The sequence below is a fragment of the Rhodococcus sp. NPDC057297 genome (assembly GCF_042667435.1).
Classification (GTDB): Bacteria; Actinomycetota; Actinomycetes; order Mycobacteriales; family Mycobacteriaceae; genus Rhodococcoides.
In genome coordinates, this window is sequence record NZ_JBHUZE010000002.1 from 585,355 (window position 1) to 609,526 (window position 24,172).

Sequence of the window (24,172 nt, forward strand, 5' to 3'; positions counted from 1 at the left end):
TCCGCCTGGCTGCGAGGACGCGGTCCCGCGCACCTCACTATCGTTCCCACTGCATCGTCGATATCGGCATGAACCCTTTTGTGCACCGCGTGTGTCTTCTGGTCCTCGTGCTCGCCGGTGCCTTCGTCGGCGTGTGGGCGTACGCGGCGCCACTCCATTGGTACGACAATTTTCCGGGCTTCGGCATGCAGTGGTTGCCGGTGCTCGGTCCCTACAACGAGCATTTCGCCAAGGACGTTGGAGCGCTGTATCTGGCTCTGGCGATACTCAGCGCATGCGCATTCGTCCGAATCGGTAACAGGACACTGGTTCTCGTTGCAGCGTTGTCGTACTCCGCGTTCAACCTGCTGCACTTCACCTACCACGCAACCATGTTGCACATGTACGGCACTCGCGACGCGATCCTCAACGCAGTGTCTCTCGTTGTCGTCCTGCTGTGCTCGATGCTGTTGCTCGTGCCCGCGCAGGCGGGCGATCAGGCCTGACTGTCGAGGTTTGATGCGGTGCGGGGGAGGTAAGCAGCACTATCGATAACAGCACCACCGACAACAGCACCACCGACAACAAGGAGTTCGACGATGAGTACCACCGACACACCCGCCGACAAGAACACAGACGACGGATTGGGCAAGGACGGGTCCATCCCGGACACCGACGACGGAGTTGCCGTCGGTCATACCGACCAGTCGTCCTTCGAACCCGAGGAAGACGAGCAAGCGGAGGGGTAGGTCTTACGCGATCTCGACCGTTCCGACGGGTTCGCGCGGCACGCTGTCCACCTCGGCAGCGATACGCCGTGGGTCGTCCTCGGGGAGTGACGCGATGAGGATTCGCCTCGGGTGCGAGGACGTTCCCGTCACGAGGTACTTCTGCCCCGGGCGCACCGCGCTCGCTTCGGTGAGCAGTGCGTCCGCTGGTGGTGCCGCCGAGTTCGGCGTGATCGTCTCGTTCAACGCATCCCGGACGATTCGCCGGGGGTCGTACTGCCGGAGATCGATCGATTCCCATTCGCTGCGTCGCAACGTGACTCCCATTTCTTGCTCTGCCTCGGCGCGCGTGGTGTCGACGAAGTCACGAATCGAGCGGACCCCGTGAGCCAGCTTGCGGGCATAGCCGGGTAGGCGCGAGGGGCCGAGGAGGAATCCGGCGATGACAGCGACCAGGAAGAGTTTTTCGAAGGTCAATCCGAACATGGAGGGGCTCCGGGTTTCAGGGATTCATGGACAGTGATGTGTCGTGGAGGGCACGTCGGGCGGCTCTCTTGTCGTGCACCGCCGTGATTACGAGGGCTGCGCCGAACAGCACCGACATCGGGAGCGCGACGAGGAACATGGACAGAACGTCGGCCGCCGGTGTGACCAGCGCGCTGAAAAGTGCTATGACGACGACCATTACGCGCCAGCTGCGCCGCAGGGCGTGTGCCGATACGATCCCCAGGCAATTCAGCATGACCAGAAACGCGGGAAGTACGAAAGCAATTCCGGTCGCGAGGACGATTTTCATGACGAAGTCCACGTAGTAGGACGCGTTCAGGATGGTGCTGTCCTGGTCGGACGAGAAGCCGGCCAGAACGCTGACCATGCGGGGAAAGAGCAGGAACCCGAAGGCGCAACCAGCGGCGAAGAGCGGCGCGGCCGCTACCGAGAATCCGACGACGTATTTCTTCTCGCGTTCGTTCAAGCCCGGTGCGAGATAGGCGAACAGCTCGCGCAGCCAAATCGGGCTCGACACGATGATTCCCGCGAACAACGCAATTCTCAGTTGGAGATCGAACGCACCGGTCACCGTGTCGTAGTTCAAACTGGCGGCCCGGGTCGCGGCCAACTCTTCGACGGGGGTGCGCAGAACATCGAGAATCGGATCGGACAGGAGAAATCCGATCACGATGCCGATCAGCAGCGACACCGCCGCGCGCGTCGCTCGGCGTCGAGCCTCGCGAAGGTGACCGGCCAGCGGCATCGTGCCGCGCACGGTGGTGGTCGCTGCGGTCATGATGCGTGTCGGTACGGAACCGTCGTGGTGTCGTTCTCGGCACCGATGCGGTCGCGAGTCGACGAGCCGGCTGTCTCCTCACGCACCTCGTCTTTGAGGATTCGCAGGGATTGTCCGACGCCCTTGGCGAGCGACGGGAGTTTGGTGGAGCCGAACACGAGCAGGAGGATCGCGAGGACGATCAGTGCGTGCCAGCCGGTCAGATTGTGCAACATGGTGTTTCCCTAATTTTCGAAGTGGAGTGGGTCAGTTGGAGCTTGTGGGGCCGGCGTTCGGCGGTCCGCCTGCGGGCGGCGCGCCGTCGCCCATCGGGGGCTGGCCACCACCACCCGGACCGCCGCCCCCGGGAGGGGTACTCATCGTGGCTTCGGTGGTGGCATCGACTGCAACTGACAACGATCCGACGTAACCGGAGCCTGCGTCACCGGAGAACGTGCCCATCTGCAGCTCGTAGCCGTCGCCGAACACGTTGTCGTTGTCCAGGCTGCCGAGCTGGGCGAGATTCTCGGCGGAACCGGGGTAGGTGTCGAGCGTGTAGATCGTGTCGAGCATGTCCTGAGGGAAGGCGATTTGCGATGTGGCGATTGCATTCTCGGCAGTCGTTGCGGAGGCCGCGTCCGGATAGACCTCGAAGTGGATGTGCGTCCAGCGTCCGCTGTAGCAACCAGGAACGATGGTCTGGAAGGTGGCGTTGCCATCGGCGTCGGTGACCTGGATTCCGCGAAGATACGTCTCGTCCTCGACGCCCTCGGAGTACATCGAATACAGGCCATCGGCATCGCACTGCCACATGTAGACGGCTACACCGTCGTACGGATCGTTGCCGTTCGCCAGGTTCGTGACCGAGAAGGTCAGGGACAGGGGCACTCCCGACACGCTGGTGCCGCCGTCGAGGCTGGACGTCACATCACTGCGCACGATCCCGGACTCCTCGAGGACGTTGACACCGTTGGTGCCGTCGGCCGGATAAGGGCCGTTTGTCTCCTCGGGTATTTCATCGGTGGCGGCCGTCGTCGAACCGGTGGATGTCGTCGTCGACGAGGCTGTACTGCCTGCGTCGGACGAGCTGGAACACGCTGCCAACGCCAGCGCGCCTGCCCCGGCACCGACGACACTGAGAATTCGACGACGAGTCACCAGCGTGGTCATGTCGAAGCGGGCACCCTGATCGACTACCTCCTCGGTGGGCCGATCGAGAAGGCGCCCTTCGTAAGCCGGGCCGTCGGGTGTATCGGTGGGTTCGGGTACTCGGGTCATTTCCTATTGCTCCTCTGTGGCACTCGGTGGCTCAGTAGGTTCAATAGTGGGCGTCGATCCGGTGAGGACCCTGGCTCTCGGCTGGAAGGTTCCTGTGAACGAGGAAGACCCGGTGCCGTCACGGCATCGGGTCTTCACGTTCCCGTCGCTCAGGCGGCGTCGCCGAGGCTGGCGGCGGCCTGGGCGCTTGCTTTGTCCGGGTATGTGTTGGTCACGTGCACCATGATGACGATCAAGACGATCGGTACTGCCCAGTTGAGGAAGAAGTCGATCAGATACGGGCTGTCGGTTCCGGTGGCGTGCGCGTCGAGAGCGGTGACGAGTACGGACGCGGCGCCCATCACGGTGATCGCTACGCCCCAGGTGGCGGACAGGACGAAGTTGATGCGCCGGAACAGCGGCGAGGTCCAGTACTCCTGCGGAGTAGACCGTTTCGCGTACTCGGCGGTGAATGGGCGCGTGGACGCCGTGGCCAGCAGGATGAGGCCGAGTACGACGCCGACGAGCGGCCGGCCCCACTCGAAGAGCCAGTTGTCGACGTTCTCGCCGCCGACGAAGCCGACGACGGCGATCAGCGAGAAGAGGACCAGCGAGTACATGTCCATCATCGTGGGGTTGCCCGTGCGCCGGCCTCGGACGACGAACACCAGACCGATGGCCGCGGCCAGCAGTGCGCTCCAGGCGACGCCGTTTGCCGCCATTCTCTGCGCGACCAGGGTGAACGCGATCCAGGGAATGAAGCCGGTGAAAATGGAGAGCGGATTGAGGTTCTTCGGCTCGGACATGTGGATTCTCGCTCTCCGGTGTGAGGGTGCCGTTGCGGTTTTCGGCAGGGTGTGCAGGGTGTTCGAACACGATCATGCGCGAGGGACACGCTGCGGAACATCGGTCACGACGCGTAGATTTTTCTGCCGTTCACGTTCCACTCGGCACTTCTGGAATGGGTGTCCGGTTTGTACAGTGATCCGGCGGGGAGTGACAGGGTGCCTCGCGGAAGAACACACGACGAACGAGAACTGGGGAAATCGGATGGCACGTGAATTGGTGTGGACGGGTTTCATGTCGGTCGACGGCGTGCTGGATTCGCCTGGCGGCGAAGCGGAAGGACACCACAGCGGCGGTTGGGTGATGCGCACCGAATTCGTCCCCGAGGCGTTCTCGCTGAAGGGCGAGGAACTGCAGGAGACGACGGCGCTGATGTTCGGCCGCCGCAGCTACGAGGTCTTCGCGCCGGTCTGGGTCGGGTCCGAGGACCACGCGAGCTACAAGGACCTACCCAAGTACGTCGTGTCGACGACCCTCGACGACACAGCTCTGGTCGACGGCTGGGGCGAGACGACCATCCTGCGATCGGCCGAGGACGTCGCGGCTCTCAAGGAATCCGACGGGGGAGCCATCTTCATCCACGGCAGCGGCGAACTCGCCCGCAGCCTGGCGGACGCCGGACTCATCGACCGCTACAACCTGCTGGTGTTCCCCGTCGTCCTCGGGTCCGGCAAAAATCTTTTCGGCCACGACTCACGCCCGGAGCAGCGTCTCGTTCTCCGCGAATCCGCGGCGTACTCCAACGGCGTCGTCAAGGTCGTCTACGACGTGGTGCGATGACCATTCCATCCGTGCACTCACGGATGTAGGTACGACGCGCCGTTGACGTCGACCACCGTGCCACTGCACCAGGCGGCTTCGGGTGACGCGAGGAAGACGATCGTCGACGCTATCTCCTCCGGTGTGCCCACTCGACCGAACGGGCTCTGGCGACGGATGTCGTCGCCGAGTTCTCCGGCCAGTTTGGCCGCCTGGCGTTCGCTGGACACGAACCCGGGCGCGACGGCGGTGACCGAGATAGCGTGCGGTGCAAGCGCTACCGCCATCGATTGGCTGAACGCATGCAGTCCGGCCTTGCTTGCACCGTACGCCGGGTAGTCCGGCTCGCCTTTGAGCGCGCCCCGGGAACCGACCGAGACGAGTGCACCTGGTGTGCCCCTGTCGATGAGGTGGCGGGCAAAGGCCCATGTCGTATGGGCTGCACCGATGAGGTTGACCTGCATTATCGCTCGCCAGGCCGACTCCCACTCCTCGAACGACCCCTCGGTGATGGGGTGCCGGTTCGTTTCGGTCGGCCCGACGGCGGCGTTGTTGATCAGCACGTCCACACTTCCGAGACGGTCGATTGCCTCGTCGACGATCCCCGGCCCACCCGTCGGCGAGGAGAGATCACCCGTGACGGTGACGTGTCCGGTGCCGTCGAGGAGTTCGACGGTGTGCGCCGCAGCGTCGACTGCCGTCGAACAGTGCACGGCCACCCGATGTCCAGCTGCCGCGAAAGCTCGCGCCGTGGCCCTGCCGATTCCTCCGGACGCGCCGGTGACCAGGACGTTCGTATAGGCAGGTGTGCGCATGGGTGCACTGTATCGAGCGTCGGCCTCGACTTTCGAGTTCACGGTGGGGTTTGGACGTACTGCGAGCGGGTACCTAGGTCCTCGTGCAAATTGGAGACAGAGCTAAGTTCACAGCGGGGGAGAGCACGGTGGTCGTGACCATCGGCGACGTTCGAGACGACGGATTGGTGCTGGTTCAGAACGAACCGTCGGGCGCGGGTGCGTATTCGTTCCTGGTACGGGCAGATCTTCTGGACGCGTTCGACGACGTCCCGGTGACGGTGTAACCGCCCGCTCCTCACAACGCTTTCGGTGCGTTTACAACGGCAACAGTCGTTGTAAACGCACTTTTTTGTTGTAACGATCGACAAGGTCCGTGCAGAACTGGCTCCCCGACGCACGACTACGTGGATACTCCTGACGGTGAAGCCGACTGCGCGTGTACGTCCTGCCGCTCTGTGGACAGTCCTCTGTCTGGTCCTGGGTCTGACGGTGGCCGGGGCGGGCATCGGTGGTGCGCAGCCAGGCGGTCTTCGATACACCGTCGTCGGCTTCAGTGCATCCAGCGACCGCGACATGGATGTGTACGAGTCCACGGACGGCAGCACCTTCAGGACAGTTCGTGAAGGCGCGTTTCGGCCGCCGTCCGGGCTGATCCGTGACCCCAGCATCTTCCGGCATTCCGACGGCCAGTACTACGTCGCATACACGACGGGAGGCGGAGCGAACATCGGCTTCGCGCGCAGTGGCAATCGCGTCGACTGGACGCCCATGGGCAACTATCCCGTCCCGTTGTGTTGCGCGTTCCTGCCGGGCACCGGAGACGGCACGGGCTCGGCAGGTCCTCCCGGACTGACGGGGTCTGCCGGGTCTTCGGACGGACCTTCCCTCTCGCCGTTCACCACGAAGGCGTGGGCACCGGAGTGGTTCGTCGACGGGGACCGGGTCAACCTCATCGTCTCCCTGTCGACAGGAGGCGGATTCGTCCCGTACCTGATGACCGCGCTCGATCAGTCGTTGACGCAGTGGAGCTTTCCGCTTCCCATCGCAGGCCTGGGTGCCGATCGCATCGATACGACCGTGGTCGAACTAGGAGGGGTCTATCACGCGTTCACGAAGAACGAGACCGACAAGGTGCTCGAACACGCGGTAGCGCCTACTCTCGCCGGGCCGTATACGTTCGTTCCGCCGGGGGACTGGGGTGCACTGGTCGAAGGCCCCGCCGTCGTCCAGCTGCCGAACGGACACTGGCGAATCTACTTCGACGCCTATACCGAGGGGAAGTACTACTACTCCGACAGCGCGGACGGACTTCTGACGTGGAGTCCCAGGCAGGAAGTACCAGGGCTGTCCGGCACGGTACGTCACGTCGGTGTGCTGACCGAACCTGGCTAGGCTTCATCGATGGCCGAAGAATCGAGACTCGAACGCGACGCCATGGAGGCCGCACTCGCAGACTTCGAACCTCGGGAACTGCGCGTCGACGGTAGGCGAGCGGCCGTGGCTGTCGCGATCGGCGGCCAGGCAGGCGACCGCCGGATGATTCTGACGAAGAGGCCCTCGAAGCTCCGTGCGCACCCAGGGCAGTTCGCGCTGCCCGGCGGCAGCCTCGACCCGGATGAGACCGCGCCGCAGGCGTGTCTGCGGGAGTTGGCCGAGGAAGTCGGATTGTCGGCCGAACCGTCGGACATCCTCGGACGCCTCGACGATTACGGCACCCGGTCCGGATACGTCATCACTCCGTTCGTGGTGTGGGTCGGAGACACGTTGTCGACGATGACGGCCGACCCGGGTGAAGTTGCCACCGTCTACGAGGTCGATGCCGCCGAGATCGATGTGGACCCACGATTCGTGTCCATCGAGGAATCCGACAGGCCCGTGGTCCAGTGGCCGTTCCGCACTTCGCTGGTCCATGCGCCGACGGGTGCCATCGTGCATCAGTTCAGAGAAGTCGTCCTGCACCGCCGGCACACCCGGGTCGTGGACTTCGAGCAACCCGTGTTCGCTTGGCGGTGACGGCGTCATCCAAGCGTGCTGTTCGTCTGCCGTGGACCGGTTCGCTCTGTAGTGTTGACGGCTGTTCACTGGACACGGCGGCGGGGCGGGTTTCGATGGGCGGTACGAGCGGGGCGGGACTCGGTGGTGCACCGACCCGTCGGTCGGACGTCCGAGGCTTTACCGAGGACGAGGTCGTCGCGATAGAAGCAGTGGTCGCTCAGCTCCCTATCGCCGTCGTGGTGCACAGTCTGGATTCGGTGATCGTCGCCGCGAACGGTGAATGTCGTGAGCTGCTCGGGTACGACGCCGGCGACCTCACCGGCGCGCCCGTCACCGACTTCATTCCGGATTCCGAGCGGGTGTCGGCCCGCCGAATGGCGCTGGACATCGTGTCGTCGGCGGTGGACGTCAACGGACGCACCGAACCGAGAAGGGCCCTGCGGCAACTGCGTCGTAAAGACGGCGTGATCGTCTCCTGCTGGATGCATGTGGGAGTCGGCGTGCTGGCAGGGCACAAGGTCTTCATCGTGTGCATGGATCTGGTCAACCCGGTGGTGCACGACGCCCACGTGTGGCGGAGTCGAGCCGAGAGAGACGACTTGACCGGACTGTCCAGGCGCGCAGTGTTTCTCGATCACCTCAGCAGTTGGATTGCTGACGATCGAGCGGTGACCTTGGCGTTCATCGACGTCGACAACCTCAAGATCGTCAACGACACGCACGGTCACAGTGCCGGTGACAGCCTCCTGGAAGCCGTCGCGCTTCGATTGCGAGAGTGGTTGCCCAGCGGGGCTGTCGCGGGCCGATTCGCAGGGGACGAGTTCGTCGTCGCGCTTCCGCAGTCCTCACCCGAACCGTCGCTCGCTGCCCTCTGCGTTGTGCTCGACCGCACGCTGACGGGTGAGCCCGTCGCGTGGAACGGCAGGTTGTTGACCCTGGCGGTCAGCGTCGGCGCCGTCGAACGTCTTGCCGACGAGGACTGCGCGGCCCTCGTGGCGAGGGCGGATCAGCAGATGTACGCGGCCAAGACCAAAAGCCGTCCCAAATAGATCAGGCCGACATCAGACTCTGCGGATCTCTGACCGTCACGTCACGGTTCTCCTCGCGCAGTCGGTCCACGGCATGCTGCAGAAGTGACCGGGCTGCATCGTCGATTGCCCGGACGTGTTCGAAGTCGAGTACCAGTGCACGCGCTGTCGTCCGAGAGAGTGCGACCAGAATCGACTCGGCTCCGGCGAAGCGGAGGTCGCCCTGCAACTCGACGGTCGCCTCGTCGTCACCGTCGGCAGTGGTCCGGACAGCCGAGTCGCCGGTCGGAGAGACGTGCATCATGTGCAGTTCGAGATCCCGCGACAGTCGTTCGAACACCGCCACTCCGCGCACGCTGTTGCCGTGCTCGTTCAGGTTCGGTGACACGACAGCGATACCGACCTGCCCGGGGAGGACTCCGATGATCGCGCCTGCCACCCCGCTCTTCGCCGGGATCCCGACCGTCGATATCCAACTTCCGGTGCCGTCGTACATTCCGCACGTCGCCATCACCGACAGCACGTGCCGGTTGTGCCGGGTGTCGAGCAGTCGTTCTCCGGTCTCGGGGCTGATTCCGCCGTTTGCCATGACCGCCGCGATCGTAGCCAGGTCACGGCAATTGACGGAGATCGCGCACTGGCGGGCATATCCGTCGACCACCTCGGCAGGGTCGGCCCCGAGGACTCCTACTGCTTTCAACAGGTGCGCGATTCCGGTGTTGCGATCGTCGGCCGCCAACTCTGCTTCGTGCACCGCGGCGTCGATTGTGAGCTCTCGGCCGGCAAGTCGGCTGTGCAGCAACCGGACTCGTTCGGCTCGATCCTCCGAGGACGTCCCCTCGATCATCGAATGAACCGCAAGTGCGCCAGCGTTGATCAACGCATTGCGTGGCCTGCCCGTCTCGGGTTCCAGCGAGATCTCGTTGAACGAGTCACCGGACGGTTCGGTGTCCACGATCTCGGCCATCGCGTCACGACCACGGTCGTCGAGGGCAAGAGCATAAGCGAGCGTCTTCGCGATCGACTGGACCGAGAACTCGTACTCCGCGTCACCGGCGGTGTAGACCGAGCCGCCGACGGTGGCGAGTGCGATGCCGAACAATTCGGTGTCCGCCCGCGCGAGTTCCGCGTTGCCCTGCGGGATCGATCCACCGTCGGATCCGCGACACTCGTCGAGAACGGTGCGGAGATAGTTCGAGATCGGAGATTCCACACCTCACCGTAGACGACCATCAGCGTGCCTGTTCTCGGCCATTCACCATGTTCGTCTACGATTCCGAGCGGAATTCGAACACATGACGGAAGGCGTCAGAAGCGTGATCACCGGCAGCGTCGTAGCAATTGTCACCCCGATGAAGACCTCGGGCGAAGTCGACTTCTCCGCGCTCGACGCCCTGGTGGAACGGCAGGTGGCGGAGGGCACGTCCGCGATCGTGTCGGTCGGAACCAGTGGCGAGGCATCGACGTTGTCGGTGTCCGAGCACACCGAGGTGATTCGGCGGACCATCGGCGTCGTGGCCGGTCGTGTGCCCGTCATCGCGGGTACCGGGGCCAACTCGACGTCCGAGGCCATCCACCTGACCAAGTCCGCGCTCGCAGCGGGTGCCGACGGTGCACTGCTGGTGACGCCCTACTACGTCAAGCCGCCGCAGGAGGGCCTGTACCGGCACTTCCGCGCGATCGCCGAGGCCGTCGACATCCCGCAGTACCTCTACAACGTCCCGTCCCGGACCGGTTGCGACATGCTGCCGTCGACGGTTGCCCGGCTCGCCGAGGTTCCGAACATCGTGGGATTGAAGGAAGCTGCCGGAGATCTCGATCGTGTTCGTGACCTCGTCGCGCTCGAGCTGGACGACTTTGCGCTCTACTCCGGCGACGACGGCACTGCCCGCGCCAGCATGCTCGCAGGCTTCCACGGCAACATCTCCGTCACTGCCAACGTCGCCCCTGCTGCGATGGCCCGCATGTGTGCCGCCGCGTTGGCCGGGGACGCGGAGTTGGCGTCGGAGATCGACGCGACGCTCGCGGGGCTGCACAGCGCCCTCTTCGCCGAGCCCAACCCGATTCCAGTCAAGTGGGCGCTGGCAGAAATGGGTCTGATGGCCGGAGGTATCCGCCTGCCGCTCGTCGAGCTCGACGAGTGGCATCACGAGGACGTGCGCGCGGCGCTGCGCACCGCCGAACTGCTGGACTGAGCGCTCACCCTTCGGGTCGATCGGTGACCGTACCGGTCGATTGCTCGGTGGACCTTCGTGCCCGGATCTTCTTCGTCACGAACCATCCGACGAGGAGGACTGCGGCGCCGATGGCGACGTACTGGAAAATCGACGCGTAGGTCTCGACGTAGTGCCAGTTCTCGCCGAGGAAGAATCCGGCGAGGACGAAGATCGAGTTCCAGAGCAGGCTTCCGAGCGTCGTGTAGAGGGTGAACTGGGCCAACGGCATTCGGGACACGCCCGCGGGTATGGAGATGCCGGATCGAACGACGGGAATCATCCGGCCGAAGAACACCGCCGAGCGGCCGTGTCGTGTGAACCAGTCCTCGGCCTTGGCGAGGTCACCGGTGTCGACGAACGGAATCCGATCGACGATCGAGTACATCCGATCCCGGCCCAGCTTCATACCCAGCCAGTACAGAACCAGTGCGCCCACGACGGATCCCGCGGTGGTCCAGAACAGAGCTTCGACAAGGGACATTCCGCCGCGTGACGCGGTGAAGCCGGCCAGCGGAAGGATGATCTCGCTGGGCAACGGTGGGAAGAAGTTCTCCGCGGCGACGGCGATGCCTGCCCCCGGTCCGCCGATGGTCTCCATCAAGCCGACTGCCCACCCGGCGATTCCGCCGAGATCGGTGCTGGTTGCGGCAAGGTACGCGTCGTTCATTGCATCGACTGTATCGAATCGGACAAAAGGCCGGCGGCGACGGCGACGGCCCACGTCCGATTCGAGTGGGCATCGGGTCCTCCGCAATAATGGCCGCATGTCGAAGATCGCGTACGTCATCGCAGGCTCGGAAGCGACCGGAGGTGCCGGACTGCAAGCCGACCTCAAGACGTTCGAAAAACTGGGTGTCTACGGTGTCGGGACGATCACATGCATCGTGTCCTTCGATCCCAAGGCAGGGTGGGGCCACCGATTCGTCCCGATCGCCGGCCAGGTCATCGCCGACCAGATCGAGGCGGCCACGTCCGCACATGCTCTCGATGTCGTGAAGATCGGAATGCTCGGGACTCCGGAAACCGTGGCGACCGTCGCGTCATCGCTGAAGCAGCAGCCGTGGCGGCACGTCGTCGTCGACCCGGTGCTGATCTGCAAGGGCCAGGAGCCGGGCGCTGCTTTGGACACCGACAACGCGCTGCGCAGCGAAATTCTCCCGCTCGCCACCGTCGTCACCCCCAACCTCTTCGAAGCGCAGACGCTGTCCGGAATGGAGTCGCTGGAGACGGTCGACGACCTCGCGGAGGCAGCTCGACGTATTGCCGATCTCGGCCCGCGCTACGTCGCGGTCAAGGGCGGCGCCGGTCTGCCCGGTGACGAGGCCGTCGACGTGTTCTTCGACGGAACCGACATCACGGTGCTACGAGCGCCGAAGATCGGTAACGAGCGGGTGTCCGGCGCTGGATGCGTGTTCGCCGCCGCCATCACCGCGGAACTCGCCAAGGGCACCGACGTCGCCGACGCAGTGTCCGCGGCCAAGGAGTTCGCTCATGCGGGCATCGCAGGCCGAATCACCACCGAGGCGCCGTTCACCGCCGTGGACTGGCACAGCTGAGGGGCGCCCTCTCACGCCTCGGTGCGTAGGTCCTCGATCGCCGCGATGTGCGCATCGAGGTTGATGCGGACTCGGCCCGAGCTCGGTGGGTTTCCGAGGCCGAAGGATCGGACGACGGCCGCAACGGACGCTCCACCGAGCGCGACGTCGCTCCCGAGCTGAGGCCACGTCGACAACGTCTTGCCGATCTCAGGCACCGACGCGAGCATCCGCGGAGTGAGCTTGGCGGGATCGAGGATTCGTGCTGCCAGCGGTGCCTTCTGCTCCGGTGTGATGTCGCGGAGAGCAGAAGCGTCGAGGTCGCCCAGCAAGCCGTGGAGCAGGGGACGATCCGGCTCGACGTCGAACCTCTCGACATCGAGTATCCCGCCGTCGCTGGTCTCCATGATCACCGGTATGCCTCGGCGACGCGCGTTCTCGCGAAGCGTCAATTTCGCGTCGAGAGAATCGCATTCGTCGATGACGATGTCGAGGCCGTCCAGGAACGAGTCGATCGTCTCGGGCGTCAATCCGTCCTGGAACTCGACCACCGACAGGTACGGGTCGAGCTCTGCGATTCGACGGGATGCGACGACACTCTTGTTGACGTCCAAATCGAAGAGCGACGCCGGGACTCGGTTGAGGTTGGACAGGTCGAGTTCGTCGAAGTCCGCGAGACGTAGTTCACCGCACAGGCCTTCGATGGCAAGGGTGTGCGCGACGGCGTGACCGACGCTCAGTCCGACCACACCCACCCGCAGTTCGGACAGAGCGTTCTGCTCCGACGCTGTGATCTTGTTTCGGTTCCGATCCAACCGGAGCAACCGGAATGCAGCGGGACCGAGGACCCGAACCAGCGCGTGACGCCACGGGTAGTGCACCCACCACAGAGGTTCCTCGAGCACGTCCGCCCCCGGTGTCGGACGAAGCTCGCCGAGCGATTTACGTTGTGTGACACTGGTGTCGAAGACATGGATTCCGCTCTGCGTGGCAATCTCTTCGTACGCTTCGCGGCCGCTCGTTTCGGCCACATTCAACACAACGTGCTCTGCCACGTCACCCTCGTTCTTCGATGTTTCGTCCGATGCGGCCGGAAGTCCTGCCGCTGCCGTCAAGGTAGCGGAACACCGCCCCGGACGCTGTGGCGAGCGGCATCGATCGTGGTCGTGACCTGACACAAAGATTCAACCGCAAATCTGGAAAGCGGCCTGCTCGCGTGTGTGCGATCTCATCACCTGCGGGCTTTCTGCAGGTCATCGGAGTTACTAGCTGGGCAAACGACCCCAACTACCAGGAAGAATGAGTGGACTGCCGTCCGGCAGTGCCCTCGTCCGGTTCCATTCGGGGATCTGGACCGTTCTCAAGGAGTTAAGACGTGGTTGCACACACGACAGGATCTGCACGCACATCCGCCGTCCACCACTCGGCCGTTCAGTACAAGGGCCGAGACATCCGCGGCATCAGGCCCCGCCTGACAACGGCAAACACCATGCTCGGGTCGTCCTTCGGACCGCGATCGAGCGTGACGAGCGACGGCACGATGGAACTGGTGGTCGCAACTCCTGCGGCCGCGCCCGAACTGTGGGACCGATACGTCGACGGCGCCTGGTCGTCGTACTCGCGGCACGGGGTGACCCGGGCGCTGGACATCGATGAGGTCGCGTCCGGCGCGACGACCACACTCTTCTACGTCGTCCTCGACTCGTCCGGTGACATGCTCGGCGGAGTGCGCGCGCAAGGACCGTACACCCTCATCGAACAGTCGCACGTGCTCGTCGAATGGGAGAACTCGCCCGGACTCGACGTTGTCGCCGGGCAACTCCGGACTCGGCTGCCCTACGGAATCGTCGAGATGAAAAGCGCCTGGGTGGGCAAGGGCAGTCCGGGGCGAGAGGTCTCTGCCTTGCTCGCGCGCACGGCACTGCCGACCATCGAGTTGACCGGAAGTCGCTACTTGTTCGCCAGCGCGGCCGACCATGTTCTTCGTCAGTGGGAGTCGTCGGGTGGCCGCATCGACGTCGACGTGCCTGCGGCGGCGTACCCGAGCGAGCAGTACCGGACCCGCCTGATGTGGTGGGACCGCGAGACGTTCTCGCGTGAAGCTCAGCCGGCGGTGTGGGAGGACATGGTCCGGGACGCGCACGCTCTGTGCGGCCCGCTCGAGTCGTCGGCTGTGGCCTGAATACTCGCTTCTTGTCACGGCATCGCGCGTCGTGCGACCTCGGCTGCCAGGTCACTTCGTTGTTCGGGAGTGTGCGCTTCCCAGGTGACCAGGACAGCACCTGCATGTGCGGATTGGTCACGCCCGCTGGACTTCGCGTCGTACAGCGCGTTGTCCGCGGCGTGCATGATGGTGTCCACGACGTGTTCGACGTGCGAGCTCTCGCTCGTGGCACCGAAATTGAGCCGGGGATCGAGGGCGGCACGCACGTCCACCGTCACCGAGCCCACGCTGACTGTGACCTCGCATTCCGCGCGAACGCTGTCGAGGATCGCGCTTTCGAGCGGCGTACGTGGTTGCAGTTCGGTGAGGATCAGAAATTCCTCACCACCGATGCGCGAGACGATGGCCTCCTGCGAGCCGGTTCGAGCGGTCGCGTGGCGAAGCGCTTCGGCGATGGTGACGAGAACCCGATCTCCGGCGGCGTGGCCGAGTGTGTCGTTGACGGATTTGAAGTGGTCGATGTCCACGACGTAGGCCCATATCCGACCGCGGCTGGTGCATGCCTTGTCCAGGAGGGCCTCGACCTGCGACAGCATTCCCCGGCGGTTCAACAGGCGGGTCAGCGGGTCGGTGTTCGCCAGCACGCTCAGGCGACCGTTGACTGCCAGGAGCGAGCGCCGTAGAGCGGCGATCAGTACGACAGGGACAAGAACGGTCGTCGCGGCAGCTCCGACGGCGACGACGGTGACGGCCACTCCGGAATCGGACAGTGTGATCGACGACAGCCACGTCGCGAGAACAACTGATCCGGCGGTGACCGCGGCGGTGATCTTCGGCGGTGACCCGGCAGCGGCGATGGCGGGGACGACCGCCAACATCGACGTCACTGCCCGAGTGCCCGACGGATCGGCGATGAGGTACGCGGAGATCGCGACTCCGACCATGCCACCACTGCCGAGTATCGCGAACTGAACATCGGTCAGGCGACCGATCTTCAGCGCAACGACAACGGTGAGCGCCGTGAAGCCCACGATCGCGCACAGGAGCGGGAATGCCCCTGGCTTCAGGAACGTGGGCGAGATCATTGCGATGGCGAGGAGAGGCAGCGCGCCGGTAGCGCTGGCGATCACCATCGCCGTGCGCGTGTCGAACCGCGCGGTCAAGCGCTGCGGCTCTACACCGGCTCGGCGCGTCAACACGCTCATAGGTCAGTGCCTCGGGTCGGAAAGGGACAGGTCCCGGCCAGCATAGCGCCCATGATCACGGATGTAGACGATCCCGAAGTACGCCAGAACCGACCTTCTGGTCGGAAATCTTGTGGTCGAACGATCTTTCGTGAGCGTGAGTCCGTTTGCCCGTCGTTTGCAGGAGCTACATCAGGCCGAGCGACCTGAGGTGGTGGAGGCTGTCCATCCGCTCGGTGGGATCGTGCAGTTCGATGCCGATCAGCCCGTCGTAGCCGGCGCGGTCGAGGAGGTCGAACGTGCCGACAACGTCCAGGGTGCCCCGTCCGAGCGCCAGGTGATCGTCGACGACGCCGTCGTTGTCGGTGAGCTGAACGTAGGCGACGCGCGGCCCGAGTACGTCGACGAACTGGGAGACACCGCCCGGGAGCAGATGGGCGTGACCCACATCGAGGCATGCCTTCAGTGCAGGCGAATCGACGGAGTCGAGAATTGCCAGAACTTCCTCGGCCGTGCATCCCAGGTAGCGAATCTCGGCCTCGAACGGAAGAACGTTCATGTTCTCGAGGACCATCGTGATTCCGCGGTCGTGCGCCCGGCCGGCGACCTCGCCGAGAGTTAGCGCCAGGGCGTCGAGCGGCTCGTCGAGACCGAGTCCGAAGTGATAGCCGGCGTGCACGATCAAGGTGTCGAGCCCGAGGCGGTCGGTGAGATCGATGTACTCGAGCAAGTGGGCGACGACGGCGGGCCGGACGGTTGGATCGGTTTCTGCGGAGTTGACCGCCGACGCGGAGTGCACGACACATCTCATGCCGAAGGACTCGACGAGTCCGCGGACGGTCGCGATGCGCGTGTCGTCGAAAGTGCGCGGCTTGTTCTCGGGCTCCTGGCACGCGAGTTCCAAGGCGAAGACACCTGCGGCGGCCGCGAACTCGAAACCAGGTTCGAGTGGTCCGCGTCCGGTGGACAGCGCGATCATCGATCGACCTCCGATTTCTGTAGACAATGAGAGGTTAACCTAATCAAGTGTGTGGAACCGGGTCGTGTCGCGAGCGCGGTACCGTAACGCCTCATATGAGCAAACCACTTCCGCGCGCAGGCCGGCTCGTCTCGGACCCGCCCAGCCTCACCGCACTGGCTGCCGACGCACTTCGGTCGAAGATTCTCCGCGGCGAGCTCCGTCCGGGCGATCGCGTCGTCGAGAACAGATTGACGGGCGAACTCGGAGTCAGTCGGCCACCGCTTCGGGAAGCGATGCGCATCCTGGAGCAGGAGGGGCTGCTGGTCCAGACTCCGCGCGTGGGTGCAGTGGTGACTCCCCTCACTATGCAGGACGTCTACGAAATCGTCACTCTGCGAGAGAATTTGGAGGCGATGGCCGTACGTCTGGGCGTTCCCGTGAATTCGGAATCCGCACTCGCTGCGTTGCGCGAGACGCTCGAAATCATGACGACGCACGCGGCCTCGGGCCGAGAAGATGTGGCCGTCGAGGATTCCTACCGGTTTCACGCTGCGCTGGTGGCACTCGCAGGTCATCGTCGCCTGGACGAGTCCTATCGGTCTTTGTCCATCCAGTTGCAACTGTGCATGAGCATGAACCGCTCGGCGCGGGCGGCCGACGAGACGCTCGTCGAACGAGCGGAACGGCACCGACGACTGTTCGATCTCGTCGTCGCCGGTGATCCAGAAGCTGTCCTGCGCGTGATGCACGACGAGAACTCGCGCAGTTTCGTTCGAACGATCGAGACTGAACTCGCCGACGGCTCGCCGTCTGCGCAGGCGTGGGCAGCGGAGTTTCGGGGCCCCGCGTAGCGGGGTAGCACCCGACTGTGTCGGGTACAGCAATTTTCCGTTCCGTAGGGCGGCCGTGGATCGTCGCGGCCACGAAGTCGACGATCGCAGCGATCGCAGCGTGGTGGTTGGCCGATCGCGTCATCGGGAGTCCGCAAAGCTTCCTCGCGCCGTACACCGCGCTGTTCATGATCGGTGTGACCGTGCGGGCAAGTGGGACTGCGGCCGTCCGCCAAGTAGCGGTCGTCACCGTCGGCGTCGCGATCGCGGCGGCGGCCGGGAGCGTACTCCCGACGGTGGCCGCTCTGGCTGCAGCGGTGGCCGTCGGAACGGTCGTCGGCAGGATGAGAGTGTTTGCGCCGGATGGCATGTGGGTCGCCATCACCGCTCTCCTGGTTCTCCTGTACGGAACGGCGACAGACGAAGTGATGGTGCTGTACCGCATCGGTGACGTCGCGCTCGGTGCCATCGTCGGTCTCGCGGTCAACGCCGTCGTCGTGCCCCCCGAATTCCTTTCCGAGGCACGTGACCTCATCGTCGTACGATCCAGAGGCCAGGCCGAGCTGCTGCGGAACCTGGCACTCGCGGTGCGGGACGGGGCTCGAGTACACCGCGAACTCCGGACCGAGCTGTGGGAATTGTTCAAAGCCTCGGGAGTCACGGCAGCGCTCGATCGAGGCAGGGACAGTTTGCGTGGCAACGTGCGCCGCCGCGCGTGGAGCCGGGTCGGCGGCGATCGCATCTATCGGCCCGCGGCGAGCACACTCGACCGAACGCTGATCTCGCTGGCGGCGGTCGTCGTCGGAGTGGAAGGACTGTCCAGCAGGTTCGAGGACTCCAGCGACGGGCTGCGAGATGATGTCGCGGACCTACTCGACATCGTCGCCGACGCGTTGGACGAACTGGGCAACGACCCGGCGCGTCACCACAGTCCGTACTCGCGCATGCTCGGAAAACATCTGCCTGAGGCCATGCGGTTGAGTGAGGTTGTGCACCAGGGTCTTTCCGATGCAGGCGCCGACACAGCCGCGATATCGACCATCGTCGTCGCCGTCGATGCCATCGACGCCACGCTGTATCGACTCGGTGAGCAGTGAGGGTCTCCCGCCACCGGGGGACTCGGGCGCTCGATCGGTCCTGGGGTGGAAGCCTGAAAAAGCTACACTTCTCGACGAGATCGGCAGCGGTTCCTACACCGCGACAGAGTCGTCGACGGAGGTGCGGGGTGGCGGGCAACACGAGAAATCCTGGGCAATCCGTGTCTGCCCGCCTTCTCGCGGTTCTCGCAGCCTTCGAAGGAGATCGAGCAGCCCTCACGCTCACCGACATCGCCGCCGCAACGGGGTTGGCACCTGCGACTGCGCACCGCCTCGTCGGCGAGCTGGTCGACTGGGGTGCACTGGTGCGTACCGAAAAGGGTCGGTACGTCGTTGGGCAACGCTTGTGGAAGTTGGGCATGCGCGCCCCCGTGCAAGCCGATCTTCGTGAGATCGCGTCGCCGTTTCTGCACGACATCTACGGAGCAACCCTGGCGACGGTCCACCTCGCCGTCCGCGACGGTGATCAGGTGCTGTACCTCGATCGGCTCGCCGGGCACGCGTCGGTGCCTGCTGTGAGTCGGATCGGTGCTCGGCTTCCGTTGCACACCACCGGCGTCGGAAAAGTGCTGCTCGCCTACGCGCCCGAGGAGGTGCAGGATCGCGTCCTGGCGTCATTGACCAGGGCAACGCCATACACGGTGACGCAGCCCGGCACGCTTCGAGGGGAGTTGCGGCGAGTGCGCCGCGACGGGTTCGCCCGCACCGTGGAGGAAATGACGCTCGGCGCGTGCTCGGTAGCAGTCCCGGTCCAGCGCGTCGACGGCGACGTGATCGCCGCGCTGGGCATCGTGGTTCCCGATCTGGGCCGAGACCGGACGAAATTGGTTGCGGCTCTTCAGGTGGCTGCGCAGGGTATTCGACGAAGCTTCCCGGACTGATTTCACTCAGCGGAAAACAATGCTTGTTGTGGTATCGATCACGATGTCTACTGATCGGCATGCGTACAGAGGTAGCCATCATCGGTGCAGGCCCGGCCGGTCTGCTCTTGTCCCACCTGCTCGCCGAGCAGGGCGTCGAGTCGGTCATCGTGGAGACGCGGAGTCAGAAATACGTACTCTCGCGTATCCGCGCCGGAATTCTCGAGCACTCGACGGTTCGACTGCTCGACGACATCGGCCTCGGCGCCCGGTTGCATGCCGAAGGGCAGGAACACCGGGGCATCTACCTCCAGTGGCCGGAGGAGCGTCACCACATGGACTTCACCGACCTCGTGGGCCGCAGCGTCTGGGTGTACGGCCAGACCGAGGTGACGAAGGATCTGGTCGCTGCCCGCGAAGCAGCGGGTCAGCAGATCTACTACGAAGTATCCGACACCGCGCTGCACGACGTCGAATCCGACTCTCCGTACGTCACATTCACCGATGCTTCCGGGACGGAGGTGCGCGTCGACGCGGCGGTGATCGCCGGATGCGACGGGTCGTTCGGCCCGAGTCGGGCGGCGATGCCAGACCTGGTTCGGCAGACCTGGGAACGGACGTACCCCTATTCATGGCTCGGCGTCCTGGCCGACGTGGCCCCGTCGACCGACGAACTGATCTACGCCTGGCACCGGGACGGATTCGCGATGCACTCGATGCGCTCGGACACCGTCAGCCGGTTGTACCTGCAGGTTCCCAATGGAACCGACGTGAACACCTGGTCCGACGAGCGGATATGGGATTCGTTGGCCACCAGGCTCGGTCACGGCCAGAACGGATGGGAGCTGAAGCCAGGGCCCATCACCGAGAAGAGCGTCCTGCCGATGCGCAGTTACGTTCAGACTCCGATGCGGCACGGAAATCTCTTCCTCGCCGGCGATGCGGCGCACATCGTCCCACCGACCGGTGCCAAAGGTCTCAACCTTGCCGTCGCCGACGTCGCACTGCTCGCACCGGCGCTCGTGGCCCTGTTGCGCAAGAACAACGAAGAGGCAGCAGCGGCATACAGCGACAATGCCTTACGCAGAGTCTGGCGCTGCACCCACTTCTCCTGGTGGATGACGACGATGCTGCACACCAGCGAGGACCCGTTCGACGCCCAACTGCAACTGTCCCAGCTGCGCTGGGTGGCGTCGAGCGAAGCAGGCGCCACCGGCCTGGCGGAGAACTACGCCGGACTGCCCATAGGGTTCTGACGACGACAACGAATGCCGATCAGCGAGAACTTTTCACGTCGATTTTGTAGTAGGCGATTTTGCGATACAGAGTTGCCCTGCTCATTCCGAGGCGTTCGGCGGCCTGCTGCATCGTCATCGGGCCGGTGGAGAGAAGGCGCACGATTTCGCCGCGCTCGAAGGCCTCGATGCTGGACAGTCGACGTATGGGGCCGGCCAGGATTTCGGTGGGTAGTACGTGTGTGTCGACAACATCGGAACGCCCGACCGCCCGAGTGATCGTCGACTTCAGTTCGGCGACGTCGTGCGGCCAGTCGTAGTTACGTAAAGCGCGTTCCGCTGCGTCCGTGAACTGAACGTCGCGGCCGCGCATCTCGCGGGCGAAGTGCCGGGCGAGGGGGAGGACGTCGTCGGGACGGTCCTGAAGGGCCGCGACGGAGACGACCGATCGGACGCGCCTGCGGAGAGCCGTCGGCACCGACTCGAGCCGTTCGGCCGTCATCGAAACAGGCATGCGCAGTACGTCGGATGCGAACAGCAGGCCGTCGAGATGCTCGGCGGCGTATGCGGGCAGGGCGTCGACGTCCCGGACGACGATTGCGGTGTCCGGTCGACCGGCTTCGAACGACCACAGGTCGAGCCAGGTCTGCAGATCGTCCGGTTCCGGTGCGGATGCGACGAGGATGCGGTGCCGAGGAAACGCTGCTCGAGCGGATTGTTCGAGCAGCGTCGAACGTCCGCTGCTCGCCCTGCCGATCGCGGCGACGGCCATGCCGTCGTCCATCGCGGATCGTGCCTCGGCCAGTGCCGTCGTCCACTCGGAACCGAGGTCTGCGACGGCGCGGCCCGCGGCGTGCACGACCCTGAAGAGGCCGCGCCGCGTCGTCGGACGCGGCGTGTTCCCCGTACCGCGTGCCAGCATCGACGTGCGGATGGTGCTGGCCGCCGACCTGGCGAGCGTCAGCAGCAGATCACTCGACGTTCGCGCCCATGTCGTCAGGTTCACTGCGCCTTCCAGCCTGCCCGTGGCAGGGTCGACGACCGGTGCAGCGGCACAGGTGAAACCGGTCAGACTGTGCGAGTAGTGCTGCTCGGCTCTGACGAGGGTGGGTGCGATGTCGGCGAGCGCCAGACCGAGACCGTTGGTGCCCACCTCCCGCTCGGAGTAACCGAAGCCGGGAGCAAGATGCACCGCGTCGAGTGCACGCAGCAGAGCATGATCGCCGCTGACCCTGCTCAGGACAACACCGTCGGCGTCCGTCAGCATCATGCCGACGGGTTCGCTGGACAACGTTCGGTGCAGATCGACGAGTACCTCGTTGCCGCACTCGTGGAACAGGGATTCCGGCGTTTCGGTGCCCGCGAACACCGGCTCCACGGCGTCGATCGAGATGCCGTACCGCTCACTACGCAACCACGACGCACGTAGACGAACGGGCACCAGGGTGTCCGGTACGTCGTCGCGGCGGTTCAGGGCGGGGTGGTCGTCGATCACCGAAGTCCTCGTGGTCGGGAGTGCGCACCGTCTCCGATGCGTGTGATCCAGATTACATAAGAGAACGGCGATGCGACGTCTCAGATTGAGACAGCCAGGGCCTCGGCAGCCGGGGCGATCGGACCTACCGTCGAACTACGAACTGTGGCGCCAGTCACACGACGGAAGGAATTCGACATGTACAAAAAGGGTGACGACAGCTTCTTCATCGTCGACGCGCACGTGGCGTTGTGGGATGCGCGCAGGGAGAACCAGCGCAACATCCACGGCAAGCAGTTCATCGACTGCTTCTACGACTACCACCGCAACCTGTCACCGGAATCCGAGCTCTGGACGTACGACGAGTACCTCTACCAGGGCGGCGAACGCCTGATCAAAGACCTGTTCATCGACGGTTACGTCGACCACGCGATTTTTCAGCCGGCTCATCTCGGCGAGTTCTACGTGAACGGATTCGGTCAGACCGAAGAAGCGTGGGCGCTGACCCAGAAGCATTCCGACATCTTGACGTACAACCACAATTTCGACCCTCGCAACGGCGAGGCGGGCCTCGATCAGCTGCGGGCCGATGCCGAGCGATTCGGCTTGAAAGGCGTGAAGCTCTACACCGCCGAGTGGAACGGTGATTCCCGCGGATACAAGCTCGACGACGACTGGACTCGCCGCTACCTCGAGGTATGCCGTGAACTCGGGATCACCAATATCCACGTCCACAAGGGCCCGACGATCAGGCCGCTCGACCGCGACGCCTTCGACGTCGCCGATGTCGACCACATCGCGACCGACTTCACCGATCTGAACTTCGTCGTCGAACACTGCGGACTGCCTCGCCTCGAAGACTTCTGCTGGATCGCCACCCAGGAACCGAACGTGCATGCCGGACTCGCCGTCGCCATGCCCTTCATGCACACCAGGCCGAAGTACTTCGCTCAGATCATCGGAGAACTTCTGTACTGGCTCGGCGAAGATCGCATCCAGTTCTCCTCCGACTACGCCCTGTGGACTCCGAGGTGGCTGATCGAGACATTCGTCGACTTCCAGATCCCCGACGAGTTGAGCGAGTATCCACAGATCACCCTGGACCAGAAGAAGAAGATCCTCGGCCTGAACGCCGCGAAGATGTACGACATTCCGGTCCCGGAGGATCTCCGTCTTGCCGATGCCGACGAGACGGAGACCGGACCTCGCGGCGCAGAACAGGCCGCCGACGAGCACCTGGTTGGTGCGTAACCGTGCCGGACATCAGAGAAGCCGCGGCGCTGGAGGCGCTTGGGGCGGTCGTCGATCCCGAGCTCGACCAGCCCATCACCGATCTCGATTTCGTACAGTCGGTCACCGTGTCGGGCGAGGGTGACGTAGTGGTGCACTTGCGGCTTCCGACGTCGTTCTGCGCGCCCAACTTCGCGTATCTGATGGCATCGGATGCGAAAGATGTTCTGACGACGCTCGAGTGGACCGCGCAGGTGACCGTCGAACTCGACGATCACCACGATTCGGCGATCATCAACGCCGGGCTCGCCGCCGATGCGGGCTACCGCGGTACGTTCGCGCATGAAGCAGAAGACGATCTGGACGAGCTCCGGACGACCTTCCAGCGGAAGGCCCACGTCGCGGCGATGGAGCGGTGCTTGACGGCGCTTCTGCGGAGGGATCCGTCACGAGACATGCGTGAGATGGGCACTGTGCTGCTGGGTGAGCTGCCCGACGACGAGACGACACACGCACTGCTGCGGCGACGAAGCACCATCGGACTGCCGACGACTCCGGACAGCATTGTGATGGTCGATCACGAGGGAAACGACTATGCCCAGATCGACGTACCGCTTGCATTGCGACGTGCACGGTCGACGCGCATCTCGATCGACGGCAACGCGCACTTCTGCCGAGGGTTGCTTCGGACCCGCTACGACGACCCCGATCGCACCACTGTCAACGCTTGAAA

Annotated in this window: 28 protein-coding genes; 16 read left to right on the forward strand and 12 right to left on the reverse strand. The window is 64.4% G+C overall.

Annotation, left to right across the window (positions count from 1 at the left end; all coding sequences use genetic code 11):
* Nucleotides 1–68: 68 nt before the first annotated feature.
* Nucleotides 69–485, forward strand: coding sequence for a hypothetical protein (locus tag ACFULT_RS08690; protein ID WP_037113707.1), 417 nt, complete (start codon nt 69–71; stop codon nt 483–485).
* Nucleotides 486–578: 93 nt separating this feature from the next.
* Nucleotides 579–728 carry a hypothetical protein gene (locus tag ACFULT_RS08695; protein WP_170945138.1) on the forward strand — a complete coding sequence of 50 codons (150 nt, stop codon included), beginning with the start codon at nt 579–581 and terminating at the stop codon, nt 726–728.
* 3 nt (nt 729–731) lie between these two features.
* Here the strand turns inward: ACFULT_RS08695 and ACFULT_RS08700 are convergent, their stop codons facing one another.
* The 5 genes from ACFULT_RS08700 to ACFULT_RS08720 all read right to left on the reverse strand — a co-directional run bounded on the left by ACFULT_RS08700 (nt 732) and on the right by ACFULT_RS08720 (nt 4,034).
* A complete protein-coding gene (locus ACFULT_RS08700; protein WP_037113706.1) occupies nt 732–1,193 on the reverse strand; it encodes a preprotein translocase in 462 nt (153 codons plus the stop codon).
* Between the two features lie 16 nt (nt 1,194–1,209).
* Nucleotides 1,210–1,992 (reverse strand): twin-arginine translocase subunit TatC, encoded by a 783-nt coding sequence (gene tatC, locus ACFULT_RS08705; protein ID WP_094719264.1) that lies wholly within the window; start codon nt 1,990–1,992, stop codon nt 1,210–1,212.
* Entirely contained in the window at nt 1,989–2,207 is a 219-nt protein-coding gene (locus tag ACFULT_RS08710; protein ID WP_094719263.1) for a twin-arginine translocase TatA/TatE family subunit, read from the reverse strand. The genes tatC and ACFULT_RS08710 overlap by 4 nt, the downstream gene beginning before the upstream one ends.
* A 31-nt stretch (nt 2,208–2,238) precedes the next feature.
* Nucleotides 2,239–3,249: an intradiol ring-cleavage dioxygenase gene (locus ACFULT_RS08715; protein WP_378481238.1), complete on the reverse strand. Its 1,011-nt coding sequence runs from the start codon at nt 3,247–3,249 to the stop codon at nt 2,239–2,241.
* A 149-nt stretch (nt 3,250–3,398) separates the two neighbouring features.
* The gene (locus ACFULT_RS08720; protein ID WP_378481239.1) at nt 3,399–4,034 is read right to left on the reverse strand and encodes a hypothetical protein; all 636 of its coding nucleotides are present in this window, start codon (nt 4,032–4,034) and stop codon (nt 3,399–3,401) included.
* Between the two features lie 244 nt (nt 4,035–4,278).
* Here ACFULT_RS08720 and ACFULT_RS08725 point away from each other — a divergent pair, with 244 nt between their 5' ends.
* Nucleotides 4,279–4,854 carry a dihydrofolate reductase family protein gene (locus ACFULT_RS08725; protein WP_378481240.1) on the forward strand — a complete coding sequence of 192 codons (576 nt, stop codon included), beginning with the start codon at nt 4,279–4,281 and terminating at the stop codon, nt 4,852–4,854.
* A gap of 17 nt (nt 4,855–4,871) precedes the next feature.
* Here the strand turns inward: ACFULT_RS08725 and ACFULT_RS08730 are convergent, their stop codons facing one another.
* On the reverse strand, nt 4,872–5,648 hold the full coding sequence (locus ACFULT_RS08730; protein ID WP_378481241.1) for an SDR family NAD(P)-dependent oxidoreductase: 777 nt from the start codon (nt 5,646–5,648) through the stop codon (nt 4,872–4,874).
* 128 nt (nt 5,649–5,776) lie between these two features.
* Here ACFULT_RS08730 and ACFULT_RS08735 point away from each other — a divergent pair, with 128 nt between their 5' ends.
* The 4 genes from ACFULT_RS08735 (at nt 5,777) to ACFULT_RS08750 (ending at nt 8,674) form a co-directional block, all read left to right on the forward strand.
* Nucleotides 5,777–5,914: a hypothetical protein gene (locus ACFULT_RS08735; protein ID WP_170945137.1), complete on the forward strand. Its 138-nt coding sequence runs from the start codon at nt 5,777–5,779 to the stop codon at nt 5,912–5,914.
* Nucleotides 5,915–6,050: 136 nt separating this feature from the next.
* Nucleotides 6,051–7,022, forward strand: a complete 972-nt coding sequence (locus ACFULT_RS08740) for an arabinofuranosidase (protein ID WP_037113696.1) — start codon at nt 6,051–6,053, stop codon at nt 7,020–7,022.
* A gap of 9 nt (nt 7,023–7,031) precedes the next feature.
* Nucleotides 7,032–7,643, forward strand: coding sequence for a CoA pyrophosphatase (locus tag ACFULT_RS08745; RefSeq protein WP_037113694.1), 612 nt, complete (start codon nt 7,032–7,034; stop codon nt 7,641–7,643).
* A 95-nt stretch (nt 7,644–7,738) separates the two neighbouring features.
* On the forward strand, nt 7,739–8,674 hold the full coding sequence (locus ACFULT_RS08750; RefSeq protein ID WP_037113692.1) for a sensor domain-containing diguanylate cyclase: 936 nt from the start codon (nt 7,739–7,741) through the stop codon (nt 8,672–8,674).
* Nucleotide 8,675: 1 nt separating this feature from the next.
* Here ACFULT_RS08750 and glsA read toward each other — a convergent pair whose 3' ends face one another.
* Complete coding sequence (gene glsA / locus ACFULT_RS08755) at nt 8,676–9,866, reverse strand: glutaminase A (RefSeq protein WP_378481242.1); 1,191 nt, start codon at nt 9,864–9,866, stop codon at nt 8,676–8,678.
* A 103-nt stretch (nt 9,867–9,969) separates the two neighbouring features.
* Here glsA and dapA point away from each other — a divergent pair, with 103 nt between their 5' ends.
* Entirely contained in the window at nt 9,970–10,848 is an 879-nt protein-coding gene (dapA, locus tag ACFULT_RS08760) for a 4-hydroxy-tetrahydrodipicolinate synthase (protein WP_206539380.1), read from the forward strand.
* 4 nt (nt 10,849–10,852) lie between these two features.
* Here dapA and ACFULT_RS08765 read toward each other — a convergent pair whose 3' ends face one another.
* On the reverse strand, nt 10,853–11,536 hold the full coding sequence (locus tag ACFULT_RS08765) for a DedA family protein (RefSeq protein WP_094719258.1): 684 nt from the start codon (nt 11,534–11,536) through the stop codon (nt 10,853–10,855).
* A gap of 97 nt (nt 11,537–11,633) precedes the next feature.
* On the opposite strand from ACFULT_RS08765, the gene thiD reads away from it, so the two are divergent.
* The gene (thiD, locus tag ACFULT_RS08770) at nt 11,634–12,425 is read left to right on the forward strand and encodes a bifunctional hydroxymethylpyrimidine kinase/phosphomethylpyrimidine kinase (RefSeq protein ID WP_037113686.1); all 792 of its coding nucleotides are present in this window, start codon (nt 11,634–11,636) and stop codon (nt 12,423–12,425) included.
* Nucleotides 12,426–12,436: 11 nt separating this feature from the next.
* Here thiD and ACFULT_RS08775 read toward each other — a convergent pair whose 3' ends face one another.
* Entirely contained in the window at nt 12,437–13,519 is a 1,083-nt protein-coding gene (locus tag ACFULT_RS08775) for an Rv1355c family protein (RefSeq protein WP_378481243.1), read from the reverse strand.
* A gap of 260 nt (nt 13,520–13,779) precedes the next feature.
* On the opposite strand from ACFULT_RS08775, the gene ACFULT_RS08780 reads away from it, so the two are divergent.
* A complete protein-coding gene (locus ACFULT_RS08780) occupies nt 13,780–14,586 on the forward strand; it encodes a hypothetical protein (protein WP_378481244.1) in 807 nt (268 codons plus the stop codon).
* Between the two features lie 14 nt (nt 14,587–14,600).
* On the opposite strand, the gene ACFULT_RS08785 is transcribed toward ACFULT_RS08780, so the two are convergent.
* Together ACFULT_RS08785 and ACFULT_RS08790 are read right to left on the reverse strand one after the other, a co-directional pair.
* Nucleotides 14,601–15,773 (reverse strand): diguanylate cyclase, encoded by a 1,173-nt coding sequence (locus ACFULT_RS08785; RefSeq protein ID WP_037113684.1) that lies wholly within the window; start codon nt 15,771–15,773, stop codon nt 14,601–14,603.
* Between the two features lie 166 nt (nt 15,774–15,939).
* Nucleotides 15,940–16,731, reverse strand: coding sequence for a sugar phosphate isomerase/epimerase family protein (locus ACFULT_RS08790; protein ID WP_378481245.1), 792 nt, complete (start codon nt 16,729–16,731; stop codon nt 15,940–15,942).
* Between the two features lie 95 nt (nt 16,732–16,826).
* On the opposite strand from ACFULT_RS08790, the gene ACFULT_RS08795 reads away from it, so the two are divergent.
* From ACFULT_RS08795 to ACFULT_RS08810, 4 genes are all read left to right on the forward strand, one after another.
* Nucleotides 16,827–17,564 (forward strand): GntR family transcriptional regulator, encoded by a 738-nt coding sequence (locus ACFULT_RS08795; RefSeq protein ID WP_378481246.1) that lies wholly within the window; start codon nt 16,827–16,829, stop codon nt 17,562–17,564.
* Nucleotides 17,565–17,581: 17 nt separating this feature from the next.
* Nucleotides 17,582–18,640 carry an FUSC family protein gene (locus ACFULT_RS08800; RefSeq protein WP_378481247.1) on the forward strand — a complete coding sequence of 353 codons (1,059 nt, stop codon included), beginning with the start codon at nt 17,582–17,584 and terminating at the stop codon, nt 18,638–18,640.
* 128 nt (nt 18,641–18,768) lie between these two features.
* On the forward strand, nt 18,769–19,521 hold the full coding sequence (locus tag ACFULT_RS08805) for an IclR family transcriptional regulator (protein WP_378481248.1): 753 nt from the start codon (nt 18,769–18,771) through the stop codon (nt 19,519–19,521).
* A gap of 59 nt (nt 19,522–19,580) precedes the next feature.
* Nucleotides 19,581–20,756: a 4-hydroxybenzoate 3-monooxygenase gene (locus ACFULT_RS08810; RefSeq protein ID WP_378481249.1), complete on the forward strand. Its 1,176-nt coding sequence runs from the start codon at nt 19,581–19,583 to the stop codon at nt 20,754–20,756.
* A gap of 19 nt (nt 20,757–20,775) precedes the next feature.
* Here the strand turns inward: ACFULT_RS08810 and ACFULT_RS08815 are convergent, their stop codons facing one another.
* Nucleotides 20,776–22,230: a GAF domain-containing protein gene (locus ACFULT_RS08815; RefSeq protein ID WP_094719234.1), complete on the reverse strand. Its 1,455-nt coding sequence runs from the start codon at nt 22,228–22,230 to the stop codon at nt 20,776–20,778.
* A 177-nt stretch (nt 22,231–22,407) separates the two neighbouring features.
* Here ACFULT_RS08815 and ACFULT_RS08820 point away from each other — a divergent pair, with 177 nt between their 5' ends.
* Together ACFULT_RS08820 and ACFULT_RS08825 are read left to right on the forward strand one after the other, a co-directional pair.
* Nucleotides 22,408–23,460 (forward strand): amidohydrolase family protein, encoded by a 1,053-nt coding sequence (locus ACFULT_RS08820; RefSeq protein WP_378481250.1) that lies wholly within the window; start codon nt 22,408–22,410, stop codon nt 23,458–23,460.
* A gap of 2 nt (nt 23,461–23,462) precedes the next feature.
* Nucleotides 23,463–24,170: an iron-sulfur cluster assembly protein gene (locus tag ACFULT_RS08825; protein WP_378481251.1), complete on the forward strand. Its 708-nt coding sequence runs from the start codon at nt 23,463–23,465 to the stop codon at nt 24,168–24,170.
* The last annotated feature ends 2 nt before the right edge of the window (nt 24,171–24,172 follow it).